The organism is Bradyrhizobium sp. Ash2021, from assembly GCF_031202265.1.
In the GTDB taxonomy this organism is placed as follows: Bacteria; Pseudomonadota; Alphaproteobacteria; order Rhizobiales; family Xanthobacteraceae; genus Bradyrhizobium.
On the sequence record NZ_CP100604.1, the window covers coordinates 5,778,907 to 5,793,725 of the forward strand.

The window sequence follows — 14,819 nt, forward strand, 5'->3', positions numbered from 1 at the left end:
AAAGCGCTTTTCACTCTGAAGGAAAGATGAACAAAGCAGGTTCCTGCATCGCAGCAATGAAAGAAAGCAGCAAAAAGGCCGGCGATAAGCCGGCCTTTTCGTATTCACCGTATTCTTCCGGAGCAGCTTATTCCGCCGGCGGCAGCGCCAGCGGTTCCACTTCGGGAGCAGCCGGCACGATCGCGGCCTGCTTCTCGCGCTCGTCTAGAATCAGCTTGTCGCGCTTGACCGCGACTTCGCGAATCTTGGCCATCGAAGCGCCGGTGCCCGCCGGGATCAGCCGGCCGACAATGACGTTCTCCTTGAGGCCTTCCAGCGGGTCCACCTTGCCGTTGACGGCGGCTTCGGTGAGCACGCGGGTGGTCTCCTGGAACGAGGCCGCCGAGAAGAATGAGCGGGTCTGCAGGCTCGCCTTGGTGATGCCGAGCAGAACCGGCGTTCCCGTGGCGATCTTCTTGCCCTCTTCCTTGGCCTTGGCGTTCAGCACGTCGAACTCGATCTTGTCGACCTGCTCGCCCGAGATCATGTCGGTGTCGCCCTGGTCGGTGACCTCAACCTTCTGCAGCATCTGACGGACAATCACTTCGATGTGCTTGTCGTTGATGAGCACGCCCTGCAGCCGGTAGACCTCCTGGATTTCGTTGACCAGATAGGCTGCGAGTTCCTCGATGCCCTTGATCGCCAGGATGTCGTGCGGCGCCGGATTGCCTTCGACGATGAAATCGCCCTTTTCGACGATGTCGCCGTCCTGCAGATGGATGTGCTTGCCTTTCGGGATCAGGTACTCGCGGGTCTCCTCGGTCTTGTCCATCGGCTCAATCGAGATGCGGCGCTTGTTCTTGTAGTCGCGGCCAAAGCGGATGGTGCCCGCGATTTCCGCGATGATCGCCGCGTCCTTTGGCTTGCGGGCCTCGAACAGTTCGGCCACCCGCGGCAGACCGCCGGTGATGTCGCGGGTCTTGGCGCTCTCGGTCGAGATACGCGCCAGGATGTCGCCGGACTTGACCTTGGCGCCGACGTCGACCGACAGAATGGCGTCGACCGACAGCATGTAGCGGGCATCGCCGCCACGTGCGAGCTTCAGCACCTTGCCGTCCTTGCCCTTGACCACGATGGCCGGACGCAGATCCGCCCCGCCCCGCGACGCACGCCAGTCAATGACGACGCGCTTGGCGATACCGGTGGATTCGTCGAGCGTTTCCGAGATCGACTGGCCTTCGACCAGATCCTCGAACCCGATGGTGCCCTCGACTTCGGTGAGAACCGGCCGTGAGTACGGGTCCCATTCCGCGATGCGCTGGCCGCGCTTGACCATATCGCCTTCATCGACGTGCACGCGCGCGCCGTACTGAATGCGGTGGGTCGCACGCTCGGTGCCGTCGGCATCGGTGATCGCAAACACCATGTTGCGGACCATCGCGACCAGGTGGCCTTCGCTGTTCCTTGCGATGGCCTTGTTCTTGATGGTCACCTTGCCGTCGAAGTTCGACTCCACGAACGACTGTTCGTTGATCTGCGCCGCGCCGCCGATGTGGAACGTGCGCATCGTCAACTGCGTACCGGGCTCGCCGATCGATTGCGCCGCGATGACGCCGACCGCCTCGCCATGGTTGACCGGCGTGCCGCGGGCCAGATCGCGGCCGTAGCACTTGCCGCAGATGCCGTTGACGAGTTCGCAGGTCAGCGCCGAGCGAATCTTCACTTCCTGGATGCCGGCCTGCTGGATGGCGTCGACATGCATTTCTTCCATCAGCGTGCCGCGCTTGACCACGACCTTGTTGGTCGCGGGATCGCGCAGATCCTCGCCCGCGGTGCGGCCGAGAATGCGGGACGCCAGCGACGCAACCACGGTGCCGGCATCGATGATGGCGCGCATCTTGATGCCGAGCTTGGTGCCGCAATCGTCCTGCGTGATGATGCAGTCCTGCGCGACGTCGACCAGACGACGGGTCAGATAGCCCGAGTTCGCGGTCTTCAACGCGGTGTCCGCGAGGCCCTTGCGGGCGCCGTGGGTCGAGTTGAAGTATTCGAGCACCGACAGACCTTCCTTGAAGTTGGAAATGATCGGCGTTTCGATGATCTCACCCGACGGCTTCGCCATCAGGCCGCGCATACCGGCGAGCTGACGCATCTGCGCCGGCGAACCGCGCGCGCCCGAATGCGCCATCATGTAGATCGAGTTGATGTCGGCGTCGGCGCCCTTCGGCGTCTTCTTGGTCGAGGAGATTTCCTTCATCATCTCCTTGGCGATTTCTTCGGTCGCCTTCGACCAGGCGTCGACCACCTTGTTGTACTTCTCGCCATGGGTGATCAGACCGTCATTGTACTGCTGCTCGAAATCCTTCGCCAGCGCACGCGTCGTATCGACGATCTTCCACTTGCTGTGCGGCACGACCATGTCGTCCTTGCCGAACGAGATGCCGGCCTTGAACGCGTTGTAGAAGCCGAGCGCCATGATGCGATCGCAGAAGATCACGGTCTCCTTCTGGCCGCAGTGCCGATAGACCTGGTCGATCACGCCGGAGATTTCGCGCTTGGTCATCAGCTTGTTGATGATTTCGTACGAAATCTTGGACGATTTCGGCAGCACGTTGCCGAGCATGACGCGGCCCGCGGTGGTCTCAATCCAGCGCCTGGCCTGCTTGCCGTTCTCGTCCGAGCCTTCCCACCGGAACTTGATCTTGGTGTGGAGGTGGATGACCTTCGAATGCAGGGCATGCTCGAGCTCGGCCATGTCGCCGAAGATCTTGCCCTCGCCGGGCAGGCCTTCGCGCATGATCGACAGGTAATACAGGCCGAGCACGATGTCCTGCGACGGCACGATGATCGGCTGGCCGTTCGCCGGATGCAGAATGTTGTTGGTCGACATCATCAGCACGCGCGCTTCCAGCTGCGCTTCCAGCGACAGCGGAACGTGCACGGCCATCTGGTCGCCGTCGAAGTCGGCGTTGAACGCCGCGCAAACCAGCGGATGCAGCTGGATCGCCTTGCCTTCGATCAGCACCGGCTCGAACGCCTGAATGCCGAGGCGATGCAGGGTCGGCGCGCGGTTCAGCAGCACCGGATGCTCGCGGATCACCTCGTCGAGGATGTCCCAGACCTCTGGACGCTCTTTTTCGACCAGCTTCTTGGCCTGCTTCACCGTGGTGGACAGACCCTTGGCGTCGAGCCGCGAATAGATGAACGGCTTGAACAGTTCGAGCGCCATCTTCTTCGGCAGGCCGCACTGATGCAGCCGCAGCTCGGGACCGACCACGATCACCGAACGGCCGGAATAGTCGACGCGCTTGCCGAGCAGGTTCTGCCGGAAGCGGCCCTGCTTGCCCTTGAGCATGTCGGCCAGCGACTTCAGCGGACGCTTGTTGGCGCCGGTGATGACGCGGCCGCGGCGGCCGTTGTCGAACAACGCGTCGACGGCCTCCTGCAGCATGCGCTTTTCGTTGCGGATGATGATGTCGGGCGCGCGCAGCTCCATCAGCCGCTTCAGGCGGTTGTTGCGGTTGATGACGCGGCGGTAGAGGTCGTTGAGGTCGGAGGTCGCAAAGCGGCCGCCGTCGAGCGGCACCAGCGGACGCAGGTCCGGCGGAATCACCGGCACCACGGTCAGGATCATCCACTCCGGCTTGTTGCCGGAATAGCGGAAGGCCTCGACGATCTTCAGGCGCTTGGCGAGCTTCTTGTGCTTGATGTCGGATTCGGTCTCGTGCATTTCGGCACGGAGCGAGACCTCGAGCTTTTCGAGCTCCAGACCCTTCAACAGCTCGCGGATCGCCTCGGCGCCGATCATGGCGGTGAACGAATCCTGGCCGTATTCGTCCTGCGCCTTCAGGTACTCGTCTTCCGACAACAGCTGACGGTCCTTGAGCGCGGTCAAACCGGGCTCGAGAACGACGTAATATTCAAAATACAGAATCCGCTCGAGATCCTTCAGCGTCATGTCGAGCAGCAGGCCGATGCGCGACGGCAGCGACTTCAGGAACCAGATGTGCGCAACCGGCGCCGCCAGTTCGATATGGCCCATGCGCTCGCGCCGGACCCGCGACAGCGTCACTTCGACCGAGCACTTTTCGCAGATGATGCCCTTGTACTTCATCCGCTTGTACTTGCCGCACAGGCACTCGTAGTCCTTGATCGGCCCGAAGATGCGCGCGCAGAACAGGCCGTCACGCTCCGGCTTGAAGGTGCGGTAATTGATGGTCTCCGGCTTCTTGATCTCGCCGTAGGACCAGGACAGAATCTTCTCCGGAGACGCGATCGAAATCCGGATCTGGTCGAAGACCTGCGCCGGTGTCGTCGGATTGAAGAGATTCATAATTTCTTGATTCATGGTCTTCTCCTCGCGTGCCGATCGTCACCGGCAGCAAATTCGAAATTCTTTCTGGACCGCGCCCCGCTCAACGTCCGAGCAAGGCGCGAATGCCCGGCACATTTGAGCGAAGACGGGCTTCGCGCTTTTGAGCCGGGCACAAAATCTTCGCGTTACTCTGCCGCCTCGGACGTGGTCCCCGGCGCTATCTTGGAATTGTGCAGATCGACGTTGAGGCCGAGCGAGCGCATTTCCTTGACCAGCACGTTGAACGATTCCGGGATACCCGCCTCGAACGTGTCGTCGCCGCGCACGATCGCCTCGTACACCTTGGTACGGCCGGCGACGTCGTCCGACTTCACGGTCAGCATTTCCTGCAGCGTGTAGGCGGCGCCGTACGCTTCGAGCGCCCACACCTCCATTTCGCCGAAGCGCTGGCCGCCGAACTGCGCCTTGCCACCCAGCGGCTGCTGGGTAACGAGCGAGTACGGTCCGATCGAACGCGCGTGGATCTTGTCGTCCACGAGATGGTGCAGCTTGAGCATGTAGATGTAGCCCACCGTCACCTTGCGGTCGAAGGCGTCGCCGGTCCGGCCGTCATAGACAGTCGACTGACCCGAGGCGTCGAAGCCCGCGAGCTTCAGCATCTCCTCGATGTCGGCTTCCTTGGCGCCGTCGAACACCGGCGTTGCGATCGGCACGCCGTGGCTGAGGTTGCGGCCGAGCTCCACCAACTCGTTGTCGTTGAGCGATTTGATGGTTTCATCGTCGCCATAGATCTTCTTCAGGGTCTCGCGCAGCGGCTTGAGATCCTGCTTGTGATAATAGGCGTCGATGGTCTGGCCGATGCGCTTGCCGAGGCCCGCGCAGGCCCAGCCAAGATGCGTCTCCAGAATCTGGCCGACGTTCATGCGCGAGGGCACGCCGAGCGGATTGAGCACGATGTCGGCATGGGTGCCGTCCTCGAGGAACGGCATGTCCTCGATCGGAACGATTTTGGACACCACGCCCTTGTTGCCGTGACGGCCGGCCATCTTGTCGCCGGGCTGGATCTTGCGCTTCACCGCGACGAAGACCTTGACCATCTTCATCACGCCGGGCGGCAATTCGTCGCCACGCTGCAGCTTCTCGACCTTGTCGAGGAAGCGCTGTTCAAGGCCCTTCTTCGATTCGTCGTACTGCTTTCGCATCGCCTCGATTTCAGCCATCAGCTTGTCGTTGGGCGAAGCAAACATCCACCACTGCGACCGCGGATGCTCGTCGAGCACCGCGCGCGTGATCTTGGTGTCCTTCTTGAAGCCCTTCGGACCGGCGATGCCCTGGCGGTTTTCCAGGAGTTCCGCCAGACGGCCGTAGACGTTACGGTCGAGGATCGCCTGTTCGTCGTCGCGGTCCTTGGCCAGACGCTCGATCTCTTCCCGCTCGATCGCCAGCGCGCGCTCGTCCTTGTCGACGCCGTGCCGGTTGAAGACGCGGACTTCCACGATGGTGCCCTGCACGCCCGGAGGCACGCGCAGCGAGGTATCGCGGACGTCGGAGGCCTTTTCGCCGAAGATGGCGCGCAGGAGCTTTTCTTCCGGCGTCATCGGGCTTTCGCCCTTCGGCGTGATCTTGCCGACCAGGATGTCGCCGGCGCGCACTTCCGCGCCGATATAGACAATGCCGGCTTCGTCGAGGTTCTTCAGCGCTTCTTCCGAAACGTTCGGAATGTCGCGGGTGATTTCCTCAGGCCCGAGCTTGGTATCGCGCGCCATCACCTCGAACTCCTCGATGTGGATCGAGGTGAAGACGTCGTCCTTCACGATTCTTTCCGAGAGCAGGATCGAGTCTTCGAAGTTGTAGCCATTCCACGGCATGAACGCGACCAGCACGTTGCGGCCGAGCGCGAGCTCGCCAAGATCGGTCGACGGACCGTCGGCGATGATGTCGCCCTTCTTGACGATGTCGCCGACCTTCACCAGCGGACGCTGGTTGATGCAGGTCGACTGGTTGGAGCGCTGGTACTTCATCAGCCGGTAGATATCGACGCCCGACTTGGTCGGGTCGAGATCTTCGGTGGCGCGGATCACGACGCGGGTGGCGTCGATCTGGTCGATCACGCCGGAACGGCGGGCGGCGATCGCAGCGCCGGAGTCGCGGGCAACCACGCCTTCCATGCCGGTACCGACGAACGGCGCCTCGGCACGAACCAGCGGCACCGCCTGGCGCTGCATGTTCGAGCCCATCAGCGCGCGGTTGGCGTCGTCGTTCTCGAGGAACGGGATCAGGGCCGCGGCGACCGAAACCAGCTGCTTCGGCGACACGTCCATGTAGTCGACCTTGTCGGGCGTGATCGGCAGCACTTCGCCGGCGTGACGGCAGACGATCAGGTCCTCGGTGAAGCGGCCCTTGGCGTCGAGCGGCACGTTGGCCTGCGCCACGCGATAACGGCCCTCTTCCATCGCCGAGAGATACACCACCTCGTCGGTGACGCGGCCGTCCTTCACCTTGCGATAGGGCGTCTCGACGAAGCCATATTTGTTGACGCGCGCAAAGGTCGCGAGCGAGTTGATCAGACCGATGTTCGGGCCTTCCGGCGTCTCGATCGGGCAGATACGGCCGTAATGGGTCGGATGCACGTCGCGCACTTCGAAGCCGGCGCGCTCGCGGGTCAGACCGCCCGGTCCAAGCGCCGAGAGACGGCGCTTGTGGGTAATCTCCGACAGCGGGTTGGTCTGGTCCATGAACTGCGACAGCTGCGACGAGCCGAAGAATTCGCGCACCGCGGCTGCCGCCGGCTTGGCGTTGATCAAATCCTGCGGCATCACGGTGTCGATATCGACACTGGACATGCGCTCCTTGATCGCGCGCTCCATGCGCAACAGACCGATGCGGTACTGGTTCTCCATCAATTCACCGACCGAGCGGACGCGGCGGTTGCCGAGATGGTCGATGTCGTCGATCTCGCCCTTGCCGTCGCGCAGATCGACCAGCGTCTTGATGACCGCGAGGATGTCTTCCTTGCGCAGCGTGCGGTGGGTATCGGGCGCATCGAGTTCGAGGCGCATGTTCATCTTGACGCGGCCGACCGCGGACAGGTCGTAGCGCTCAGAGTCGAAGAACAGCGACTGGAACATGGTCTGGGCCGAGTCGATGGTCGGCGGCTCGCCGGGACGCATCACGCGATAGATGTCGAACAGCGCGTCTTCACGCGTCATGTTCTTGTCGGCGTGCAGCGTGTTGCGGATGTAGGCGCCGACATTGACGTGGTCGATGTCAAGCAGCGGCAGTTCCTTGTAGCCCTGCTCGTTCAGCGCCTTCAGCGACTTCTCGGTGATCTCCTCGCCGGCTTCGGCGTAAATTTCACCGGTCTTCGAATTGACGAGGTCTTCGGCGAGGTAGTTTCCGACCAGCTCTTCGTCCGACAGACGCAGCGCCTTGAGGCCCTTTTCCTGCAGCTGGCGCGCTGCGCGCACCGTGAGCTTCTTGCCGGCCTCGAGCACCACCTTGCCGGTGTCGGCGTCGATCAGGTCGTTGATGGTCGAGTAGCCGCGGAAACGGGTGGCGTCGAACGGCACGCGCCAGCCTTCCTTGCCCCGCTTGTAATTGATCTTCTTGTAGAAGGTCGACAGGATCGTCTCGCCGTCGAGACCGAGCGCGTACATCAGCGAGGTCACGGGAATCTTGCGGCGGCGATCGATGCGCGCGAACACGATGTCCTTGGCGTCGAATTCGATATCGAGCCAGGAACCGCGATACGGAATCACCCGCGCGGCGAACAGCAGCTTGCCGGACGAATGGGTCTTGCCCTTGTCGTGGTCGAAGAACACGCCGGGCGAACGGTGCATCTGCGAGACGATGACGCGCTCGGTGCCGTTGACGACGAAGGTGCCGTTCATGGTCATGAGCGGGATATCGCCCATGTAGACGTCCTGCTCCTTGATGTCCTTCACCGACTTGGCGCCGGTTTCCTCATCGATATCGAACACGATCAGGCGCAGCGTCACCTTCAGCGGCGCAGCATAGGTCATGCCGCGCTGGCGGCACTCGTCGACGTCGTATTTCGGCGGCTCGAATTCGTAGCGGACGAATTCCAGCATCGAGGTGCCGGAGAAATCCGAGATCGGAAATACCGAACGGAACACCGCCTGCAGGCCCTCGTCCAGCCGCCCGCCGACCGGCTCGTCCACCATCAGGAACTGGTCATAGGACGCCTTCTGAACCTCGATGAGGTTCGGCATCTCGGCGACTTCCTTGATGTGTCCGAAGAACTTGCGAACGCGTTTGCGACCGGTGAATGTCTGCTGCGCCATCGTGGCCTCTCATTTCGTCGCCCCTGATGGGCGAACCTTCCGAAGCGCGACTGCCATCGCCCCCGGGTTGAATTTCGAATCGCTTCGCTGGAACAAAGCCCAAATTCAGGAATTAAGTCCCAAACCCGTTCTCCACGCCTTCAAAACGCAAAACGACGCGCGGGCGCATGACTGCACCCGCCCGTCACAACTCTTCGCTTCACGGACTGAAAAAGCCCGAAATTTGACTGTCTCCCAACGGCTTACGCCGGGAACCCTGCCGTCCCCGCCGCCTACCGTGTTTTCCTGCTGCCGTCCCGATATGGGGTGACAATAGTGGAGATTCGAGGGTTAACCCCACGAATCCCCACACATTTTTGTGTACTAACGCACTCAGGGTTACCCCTTCATACGCGATTCTGCCGATCCCGGGTCTCGCTACGCTTGCCCGGGATTTCGCTGCAGTAACTTACGTTACTTCAGCTCAACCTTGGCGCCAGCCTTTTCGAGCTGGGCCTTGATCTTCTCGGACTCGTCCTTGTTCACGCCCTCTTTGACAGCCTTGGGCGCGCCTTCGACGAGGTCCTTGGCTTCCTTGAGGCCGAGGCCGGTGATGGCGCGGACTTCCTTGATGACTTCGATCTTCTTGTCGCCGGCGGCGACGAGCATGACCGTGAACTCGGTCTTTTCTTCAGCCGGAGCAGCAGCGGCGGCAGCGGGACCGGCAACGGCCACGGCAGCAGCGGCGGACACGCCCCACTTTTCTTCCAGGAGCTTTGCGAGCTCGGCAGCTTCGAGCACGGTGAGGCTCGAGAGGTCGTCGACGATTTTCTGTAGGTCAGCCATTGATCAGTTTCCTTAAACGTATTGGTTCGAACCAGGTTTGAATTGCGAAGGGTCAGGCCGCTTCGCTCTTTGAGGCATAGGCCTGGATGACGCGCGCGAGCTTGGCCGCGGGCGCAGTCGAGAGCTGAGCGATCTTGGTCGCCGGCGCCACAAGCAGGCCGACAATCTTTCCGCGCAGTTCATCGAGTGACGGCAGGGCGGCAAGCGCCTTGACGCCGTTAACATCCAGGACGGTTTTACCCATCGATCCGCCGAGAATGACGAACTGTTCGTTCGCCTTGGCGAATTCGATGGCAACCTTCGGCGCCGCTACCGGATCGTTTGAAGTCGCGATCACGGTCGGCCCCTTCAGCAGGGAACCGATGGCAACGACGTCTGTGCCTTCAAGAGCAATTTTGGCGAGACGGTTCTTCGAGACCTTCACCGTCGCGCCCGCCTGCTTCATCTGCATGCGCAGCTTCTGCATCTGGGCCACGGTGAGGCCGGAATAGTGGGCGACGACTGCAACGCTCGTGGCCTTGAAGACCCCGTTCAGCGCTTCAACCGCGTCCTTTTTTGCCGCTCTTTCCACAGCAAGCTCTCTCCGGTTGGCGGCCTTCGCGCTTTAGAGCGAGACCGCCGGGTTGCACCCATCGTCCCGCCCAAAACCTGACCTCAAGACAACAGCCTCAAGACACGCCGGGCACGACGACATTGAAAAGCCTGCCCTCCCGAACCAGATGGCGCGGGGTGTCGAGGTTCGAACCAAACAAGCCATCCGCCGCCAAAGGCGACGTAAAGCGAAATCCGGTCTTCACCCGTCTATGCAGGCATTGAATTAAGCCGTTGAAAAACCGATGGTTAATCGCGGGCGCCTGCAGTCTCGGACAGGATCGAGGCCAAACGGCTAAGCCGATGACCCCTGCCTGCATTCCACCAAAGCGACGGGTTCCCTTCCTTTCGAGCAATCCATGCGGATGTCCTGAAAGGAATGATCTCCTACCGTATCGGGTTTTCGGATTGCGAGCACGGACCTGCCAGCAACCGCCAGCACGCCCGGAAGCGGCTCTTTAACGAGTCTCGCCCTGTTTGCCAAGAGCAAAATTCAGACCAGTTTGGAAAACCGAATTCGATCCGGTGGCGGGCTCGAACTGGCCGATGGACTATGCGTCGAAAAGAACATACCATGAACATAGAATCAGACTACCGGAAGCATCCTGTTTCAGCTCGGGAGTACAAATGACTGGTCCTAACGACGTCCCCCTTCTTGGCCCAACGCTGCTTGCCTTGGCTGGCAAAACAGAGGACGAGCGACGCAAAATAGTCGCCTGGAACACCGCCCGCTCACTCGAGGATAGTTCAGACCGTATCGATTGTGACGGTCGGGTTATCTGCTGGGCAGAGTACGGCAAGACCACCGCGTACGGATGGGAAATCGATCACGCTACACCTACCGTCGTTGGCGGCCTTGACGTCTGCGATAATCTTCGCGCCCGACACTGGCTGGGCAACCGGAGCGCCGGCGGGCTCCTGGGTGGGTTGTTTAGGGCCGGAAATTCCGGCGGATTGTTGGATGGATTGTCCAAGCTCGGTAGCCCCGGTGGCCACCTGTGAGAGCTGCGATTCAGGCGCCTCGGACCTCATAGGGAAGCGCCTTCCCGGCAAAATACGCCGCGAGATTGGCCATCACGCAGTCCTGCATCGCCACATGCGATTCCAGCGTATGGCCGCCGATATGCGGGGACAGCACCACGTTCGGAAACGCGCTCAGCGCGTCCGGCGCGTGCGGCTCTTTCGCGTAGACGTCGAGCCCGGCGCCGGCGATGGTCTGCTCCGACAGCGCCGCGATCAGCGCCGGCTGGTCGATCACGGAGCCGCGCGCGATGTTGACGACATAGCCGTCCTTGCCGAGCTTTCGCAATATATCGGCATTGACGATGTGGTGGGTGTCGCCGCCGGCACGCACGGCAATCATCAACACGCTGCACCATTCGGTCAGCGCCTCCAGACTCGGAAAATACTGATACGGCACGTCGTGCCGGCTGCGGCTGAAATAGCCGACCTCGGTCTCGAACGAGGCGACGCGCGCGGCGATCTTGCGGCCGATCTCGCCCATGCCGTAGACGCCGACCTTGCGGCCGCGCATGCCGGCCTGCGGGCGCATCATCGGCGACGGTTTTGCGGCGGCCCAGTCGCCGCTCCTGACGTAATTGTCGGCGACCGGCAAGCGGCGGATCGCCGCCAGCATCAGCGTCACCGCGATATCGGCGACCGACGAGGCGTTCGCACCCGGGCTGTGGCCGAGCGTGATTTTGCGCTTTGCCGCCGCGGCGAGATCGACGCCGTCATAGCCGGTGCCGTAACAGACGATGGCGCCGAGTTTCGGCATCATGTCCATCATGTCAGCGCCGAGCGGCGTGCCGCCTGCGGTGATCATGGCGCGAATATCCGCGAGCTGATCTGCGCCAAACACCTGGGCCGGTGGTTTGCCGGCGGCATCCAGCAGTTCATAGCGTTCGCCGATGCGCAGCATCAGCGCCTTGGGGAAACGCGAATAGACCAGGACTTTTTCGGGCATTTCAATTCCTGCAGACTGTGCGGACGAGGCGTCCTGAGCTTCGAAACGGCGCATGTGCCGCGCGAATATTTGTAACTTACTGCAATGTGCCGGGTCCGTGTATCATGCCTCGACGAGAGCTCATGCAGTTCCGGAAGCTCAGCCATGTCTTCCTTCGAAAAATCGTCCTGGTTTGAAAAATCGCCCCTTAGCCGCCGTGCGGCGCTCACAGCGCTCGCCTCCGCGCCCGCAGTGGCCGCATCCGTCCCCGGGGCGTTCGCGCAAACTCCGTCAGCACCGGCCGCAGCGCTGACGCCGGCATGCATCCTGACGCCGGCGGCAATACCGGGCCCGTTCTACTTCGATCCAAAACTGCAGCGCGCCGATATCACCGAAGGCCATCCCGGCGTACCGCTGCGGTTGCGCTTTGTCGTGCTCGACGCAGCCAATTGCACACCGGTCTCCGGCGCGCGCGTCGATATCTGGCACACACGGGCGGATGGCTATTACTCCGGCTATCCCGGTCAGGGCGACAGGCACAATGTCGATACCTCCGGCGGCACTTTCATGCGCGGCACCCAGATCGCGGACGCCCGCGGCGAAGCCGCCTTCCGCAGCGTCTATCCCGGCTGGTACGGCGGCCGCACCGTGCATGTGCACTTCAAGATCTTCATCGACGACAAGAACATGCTCACCGGCCAGATGTATTTCCCGGATGCGCTGAGCCAGTACATTTTCGCCAATGTCGGCGCCTACAGCCGCAAGGCGGTTCGCAACACCTTCAACACCAACGATGAGTTCGCGCTGTCGGACACGACCCATGGCGGGTTTTGCGATATCCGCGAACAGGCCGACCACTATCTGGCGACGCTGATCGTCGGCGTCAGCCGGACCGTGGCAACCGCGCTGGACGAAAAGCCGACGCCTGCCCTACCCCGCGCGATCGTGCCGGGCATCGCACCCGCAAAGCAGAGGAACAGCTGAACACGCAGCCGCGCCAACGAAAAACGGCGAAGCAGCTTTCGCTGTTTCGCCGCCAATTCGTCAAATCTACCGCTGGAAGCTTAACCGAGCAGCGTGCCCGGCTCGACCTTCACGCCCGGGCCCATGGTGGAGGAAACCGCCACGCGCTGGATGTAGGTGCCCTTGGCGCCGGCAGGCTTCGCCTTGGCGACCGCATCCGCGAGCGCCTTGACGTTCTGCACCAGCTTTTCTTCGGTGAACGACGCCTTGCCGATACCGGCCTGCACGATGCCGGCCTTCTCGACGCGGAATTCGACCGAGCCGCCCTTGGCGCCCTTCACGGCGGTGGCGACGTCCATCGTCACGGTGCCGATCTTCGGGTTCGGCATCATGCCGCGCGGGCCGAGCACCTTACCGAGGCGGCCGACCAGCGGCATCATGTCGGGGGTGGCGATACAACGATCGAAGTCGATCGCGCCGCCCTGCACCTTCTCGACCAGGTCTTCGGCGCCGACGACGTCGGCACCTGCGGCCCTGGCTTCATCCGCCTTGGCGCCACGCGCGAACACGCCGACGCGCAAGGTGCGGCCGGTGCCGTTCGGCAGCGTCACCACGCCGCGAACCATCTGGTCGGCGTGACGCGGATCGACGCCGAGATTGATCGCGATCTCGATGGTCTCGTCGAACTTCGACTTGGCGCGCTCCTTGACCATCTTGATGGCATCCGCGAGCGGATAGAGCTTTTCGCGGTCGACGCCCTCACGGGCCTTCTTCAAACGTTTTCCGATTGCCATGACCCGTTACCCCGCAACTTCAAGACCCATCGAACGGGCGGAGCCCTCGACCATCTTCATGGCCGACTCGATGGAGTCACAATTGAGATCCTTCATCTTCTTCTCGGCGATCTCGCGCACCTGCGCCTTGGTCACCGCGCCGGCCTTGTCGCGGCCCGGGGCTTTCGAGCCGGACTGGATTTTGGCGGCCTGCTTGAGGAAGAAGGACATCGGGGGGGTCTTCATCTCGAAGGTGAACGAACGATCGGCGTAGATCGTGATCACCACCGGAATCGGGGTGTTCTTTTCTTCCTTCTGCGTCTGGGCGTTGAACGCCTTGCAGAATTCCATGATGTTGAGACCGCGCTGACCAAGCGCGGGACCGATCGGGGGCGAAGGATTCGCCGCACCGGCCGGCACCTGCAATTTCAGGTATCCGGTCACTTTCTTTGCCATACGTCACTCCTCATGTTGCTCCGGAGGATTCCGGAAGCTTCACAGGACCGTGGTACGGTTCGACGGACGACTGGCGATCGTCCATCTCCTCCCACGGCACTCCTCAAGCGGCGTTGCCGCTTGAAAACGATCAGACCTTCTCGACCTGACCGAATTCCAGTTCGACCGGCGTGGCGCGACCGAAGATCGACACCGCGACCTTGACGCGCGAACGCGCCTCGTCGATTTCCTCGACCACCCCGGAGAACGACGCGAACGGCCCATCGGCCACGCGGACATTCTCGCCAATCTCGAACGACACCGACGCCTTCGGACGCTCGACGCCTTCCTGCACCTGGTGCAGGATCCGCATCGCCTCGGCTTCCGAGATCGGCATCGGCTTGTTTTCGGCGCCGAGGAAACCGGTCACCTTCGGGGTGTTCTTGATCAGATGAAACGCCTCGTCGGTCAGCTTCATCTTCACCAGCACATAGCCCGGGAAGAATTTTCGCTCGGCATCGATCTTGCGGCCGCGGCGCACTTCGGTGACCTTTTCGGTCGGCACCAGCACCAGCTCGAACAGTTCCTCAAGCCCGCGCTGCTTCGACTGCTCGCGGATCGATTCCGCGACCTTCTTTTCGAAGTTCGAATAGGCGTGGACGATATACCAGCGCTTATCCATCGTTTGA

At 62.0% G+C, this 14,819-nt stretch carries 9 protein-coding genes; 1 reads left to right on the top strand and 8 read right to left on the bottom strand.

The genetic code is table 11. The features are described 5' to 3' along the window. Positions 1–127 precede the first annotated feature (127 nt). The 5 genes from rpoC to NL528_RS27930 all read right to left on the bottom strand — a co-directional run bounded on the left by rpoC (position 128) and on the right by NL528_RS27930 (position 11,980). Positions 128–4,327 carry a DNA-directed RNA polymerase subunit beta' gene (gene rpoC / locus NL528_RS27910; RefSeq protein ID WP_309177633.1) on the bottom strand — a complete coding sequence of 1,400 codons (4,200 nt, stop codon included), beginning with the start codon at positions 4,325–4,327 and terminating at the stop codon, positions 128–130. Between the two features lie 152 nt (positions 4,328–4,479). Then, on the bottom strand, positions 4,480–8,598 hold the full coding sequence (gene rpoB, locus NL528_RS27915) for a DNA-directed RNA polymerase subunit beta (RefSeq protein ID WP_309177634.1): 4,119 nt from the start codon (positions 8,596–8,598) through the stop codon (positions 4,480–4,482). Positions 8,599–9,051: 453 nt separating this feature from the next. After that, on the bottom strand, positions 9,052–9,423 hold the full coding sequence (gene rplL, locus NL528_RS27920) for a 50S ribosomal protein L7/L12 (protein ID WP_309177635.1): 372 nt from the start codon (positions 9,421–9,423) through the stop codon (positions 9,052–9,054). A gap of 52 nt (positions 9,424–9,475) precedes the next feature. After that, positions 9,476–9,994: a 50S ribosomal protein L10 gene (gene rplJ, locus NL528_RS27925; protein ID WP_309177636.1), complete on the bottom strand. Its 519-nt coding sequence runs from the start codon at positions 9,992–9,994 to the stop codon at positions 9,476–9,478. 1,032 nt (positions 9,995–11,026) lie between these two features. Then, positions 11,027–11,980 (bottom strand): 2-hydroxyacid dehydrogenase, encoded by a 954-nt coding sequence (locus NL528_RS27930; RefSeq protein WP_309177637.1) that lies wholly within the window; start codon positions 11,978–11,980, stop codon positions 11,027–11,029. Between the two features lie 144 nt (positions 11,981–12,124). Here NL528_RS27930 and NL528_RS27935 point away from each other — a divergent pair, with 144 nt between their 5' ends. After that, positions 12,125–12,943: an intradiol ring-cleavage dioxygenase gene (locus NL528_RS27935; RefSeq protein ID WP_309177638.1), complete on the top strand. Its 819-nt coding sequence runs from the start codon at positions 12,125–12,127 to the stop codon at positions 12,941–12,943. Between the two features lie 80 nt (positions 12,944–13,023). On the opposite strand, the gene rplA is transcribed toward NL528_RS27935, so the two are convergent. From rplA to nusG, 3 genes are all read right to left on the bottom strand, one after another. Further along, complete coding sequence (rplA, locus tag NL528_RS27940; RefSeq protein WP_309177639.1) at positions 13,024–13,716, bottom strand: 50S ribosomal protein L1; 693 nt, start codon at positions 13,714–13,716, stop codon at positions 13,024–13,026. Positions 13,717–13,722: 6 nt separating this feature from the next. Next, complete coding sequence (gene rplK, locus NL528_RS27945; RefSeq protein WP_007602986.1) at positions 13,723–14,151, bottom strand: 50S ribosomal protein L11; 429 nt, start codon at positions 14,149–14,151, stop codon at positions 13,723–13,725. A gap of 130 nt (positions 14,152–14,281) precedes the next feature. Next, positions 14,282–14,812 carry a transcription termination/antitermination protein NusG gene (gene nusG / locus NL528_RS27950; protein ID WP_074278525.1) on the bottom strand — a complete coding sequence of 177 codons (531 nt, stop codon included), beginning with the start codon at positions 14,810–14,812 and terminating at the stop codon, positions 14,282–14,284. Positions 14,813–14,819 lie beyond the last annotated feature (7 nt).

Bases quoted from the DNA above. Each gene is read 5' to 3' on its own strand.
- rpoC (WP_309177633.1), bottom strand. From the start codon at position 4,327: ATGAATCAAGAAATTATGAATCTCTTCAATCCGACGACACCGGCGCAG.
- rpoB (WP_309177634.1), bottom strand. From the start codon at position 8,598: ATGGCGCAGCAGACATTCACCGGTCGCAAACGCGTTCGCAAGTTCTTC.
- rplL (WP_309177635.1), bottom strand. From the start codon at position 9,423: ATGGCTGACCTACAGAAAATCGTCGACGACCTCTCGAGCCTCACCGTG.
- NL528_RS27930 (WP_309177637.1), bottom strand. From the start codon at position 11,980: ATGCCCGAAAAAGTCCTGGTCTATTCGCGTTTCCCCAAGGCGCTGATG.
- NL528_RS27935 (WP_309177638.1), top strand. From the start codon at position 12,125: ATGTCTTCCTTCGAAAAATCGTCCTGGTTTGAAAAATCGCCCCTTAGC.
- rplA (WP_309177639.1), bottom strand. From the start codon at position 13,716: ATGGCAATCGGAAAACGTTTGAAGAAGGCCCGTGAGGGCGTCGACCGC.
- rplK (WP_007602986.1), bottom strand. From the start codon at position 14,151: ATGGCAAAGAAAGTGACCGGATACCTGAAATTGCAGGTGCCGGCCGGT.
- nusG (WP_074278525.1), bottom strand. From the start codon at position 14,812: ATGGATAAGCGCTGGTATATCGTCCACGCCTATTCGAACTTCGAAAAG.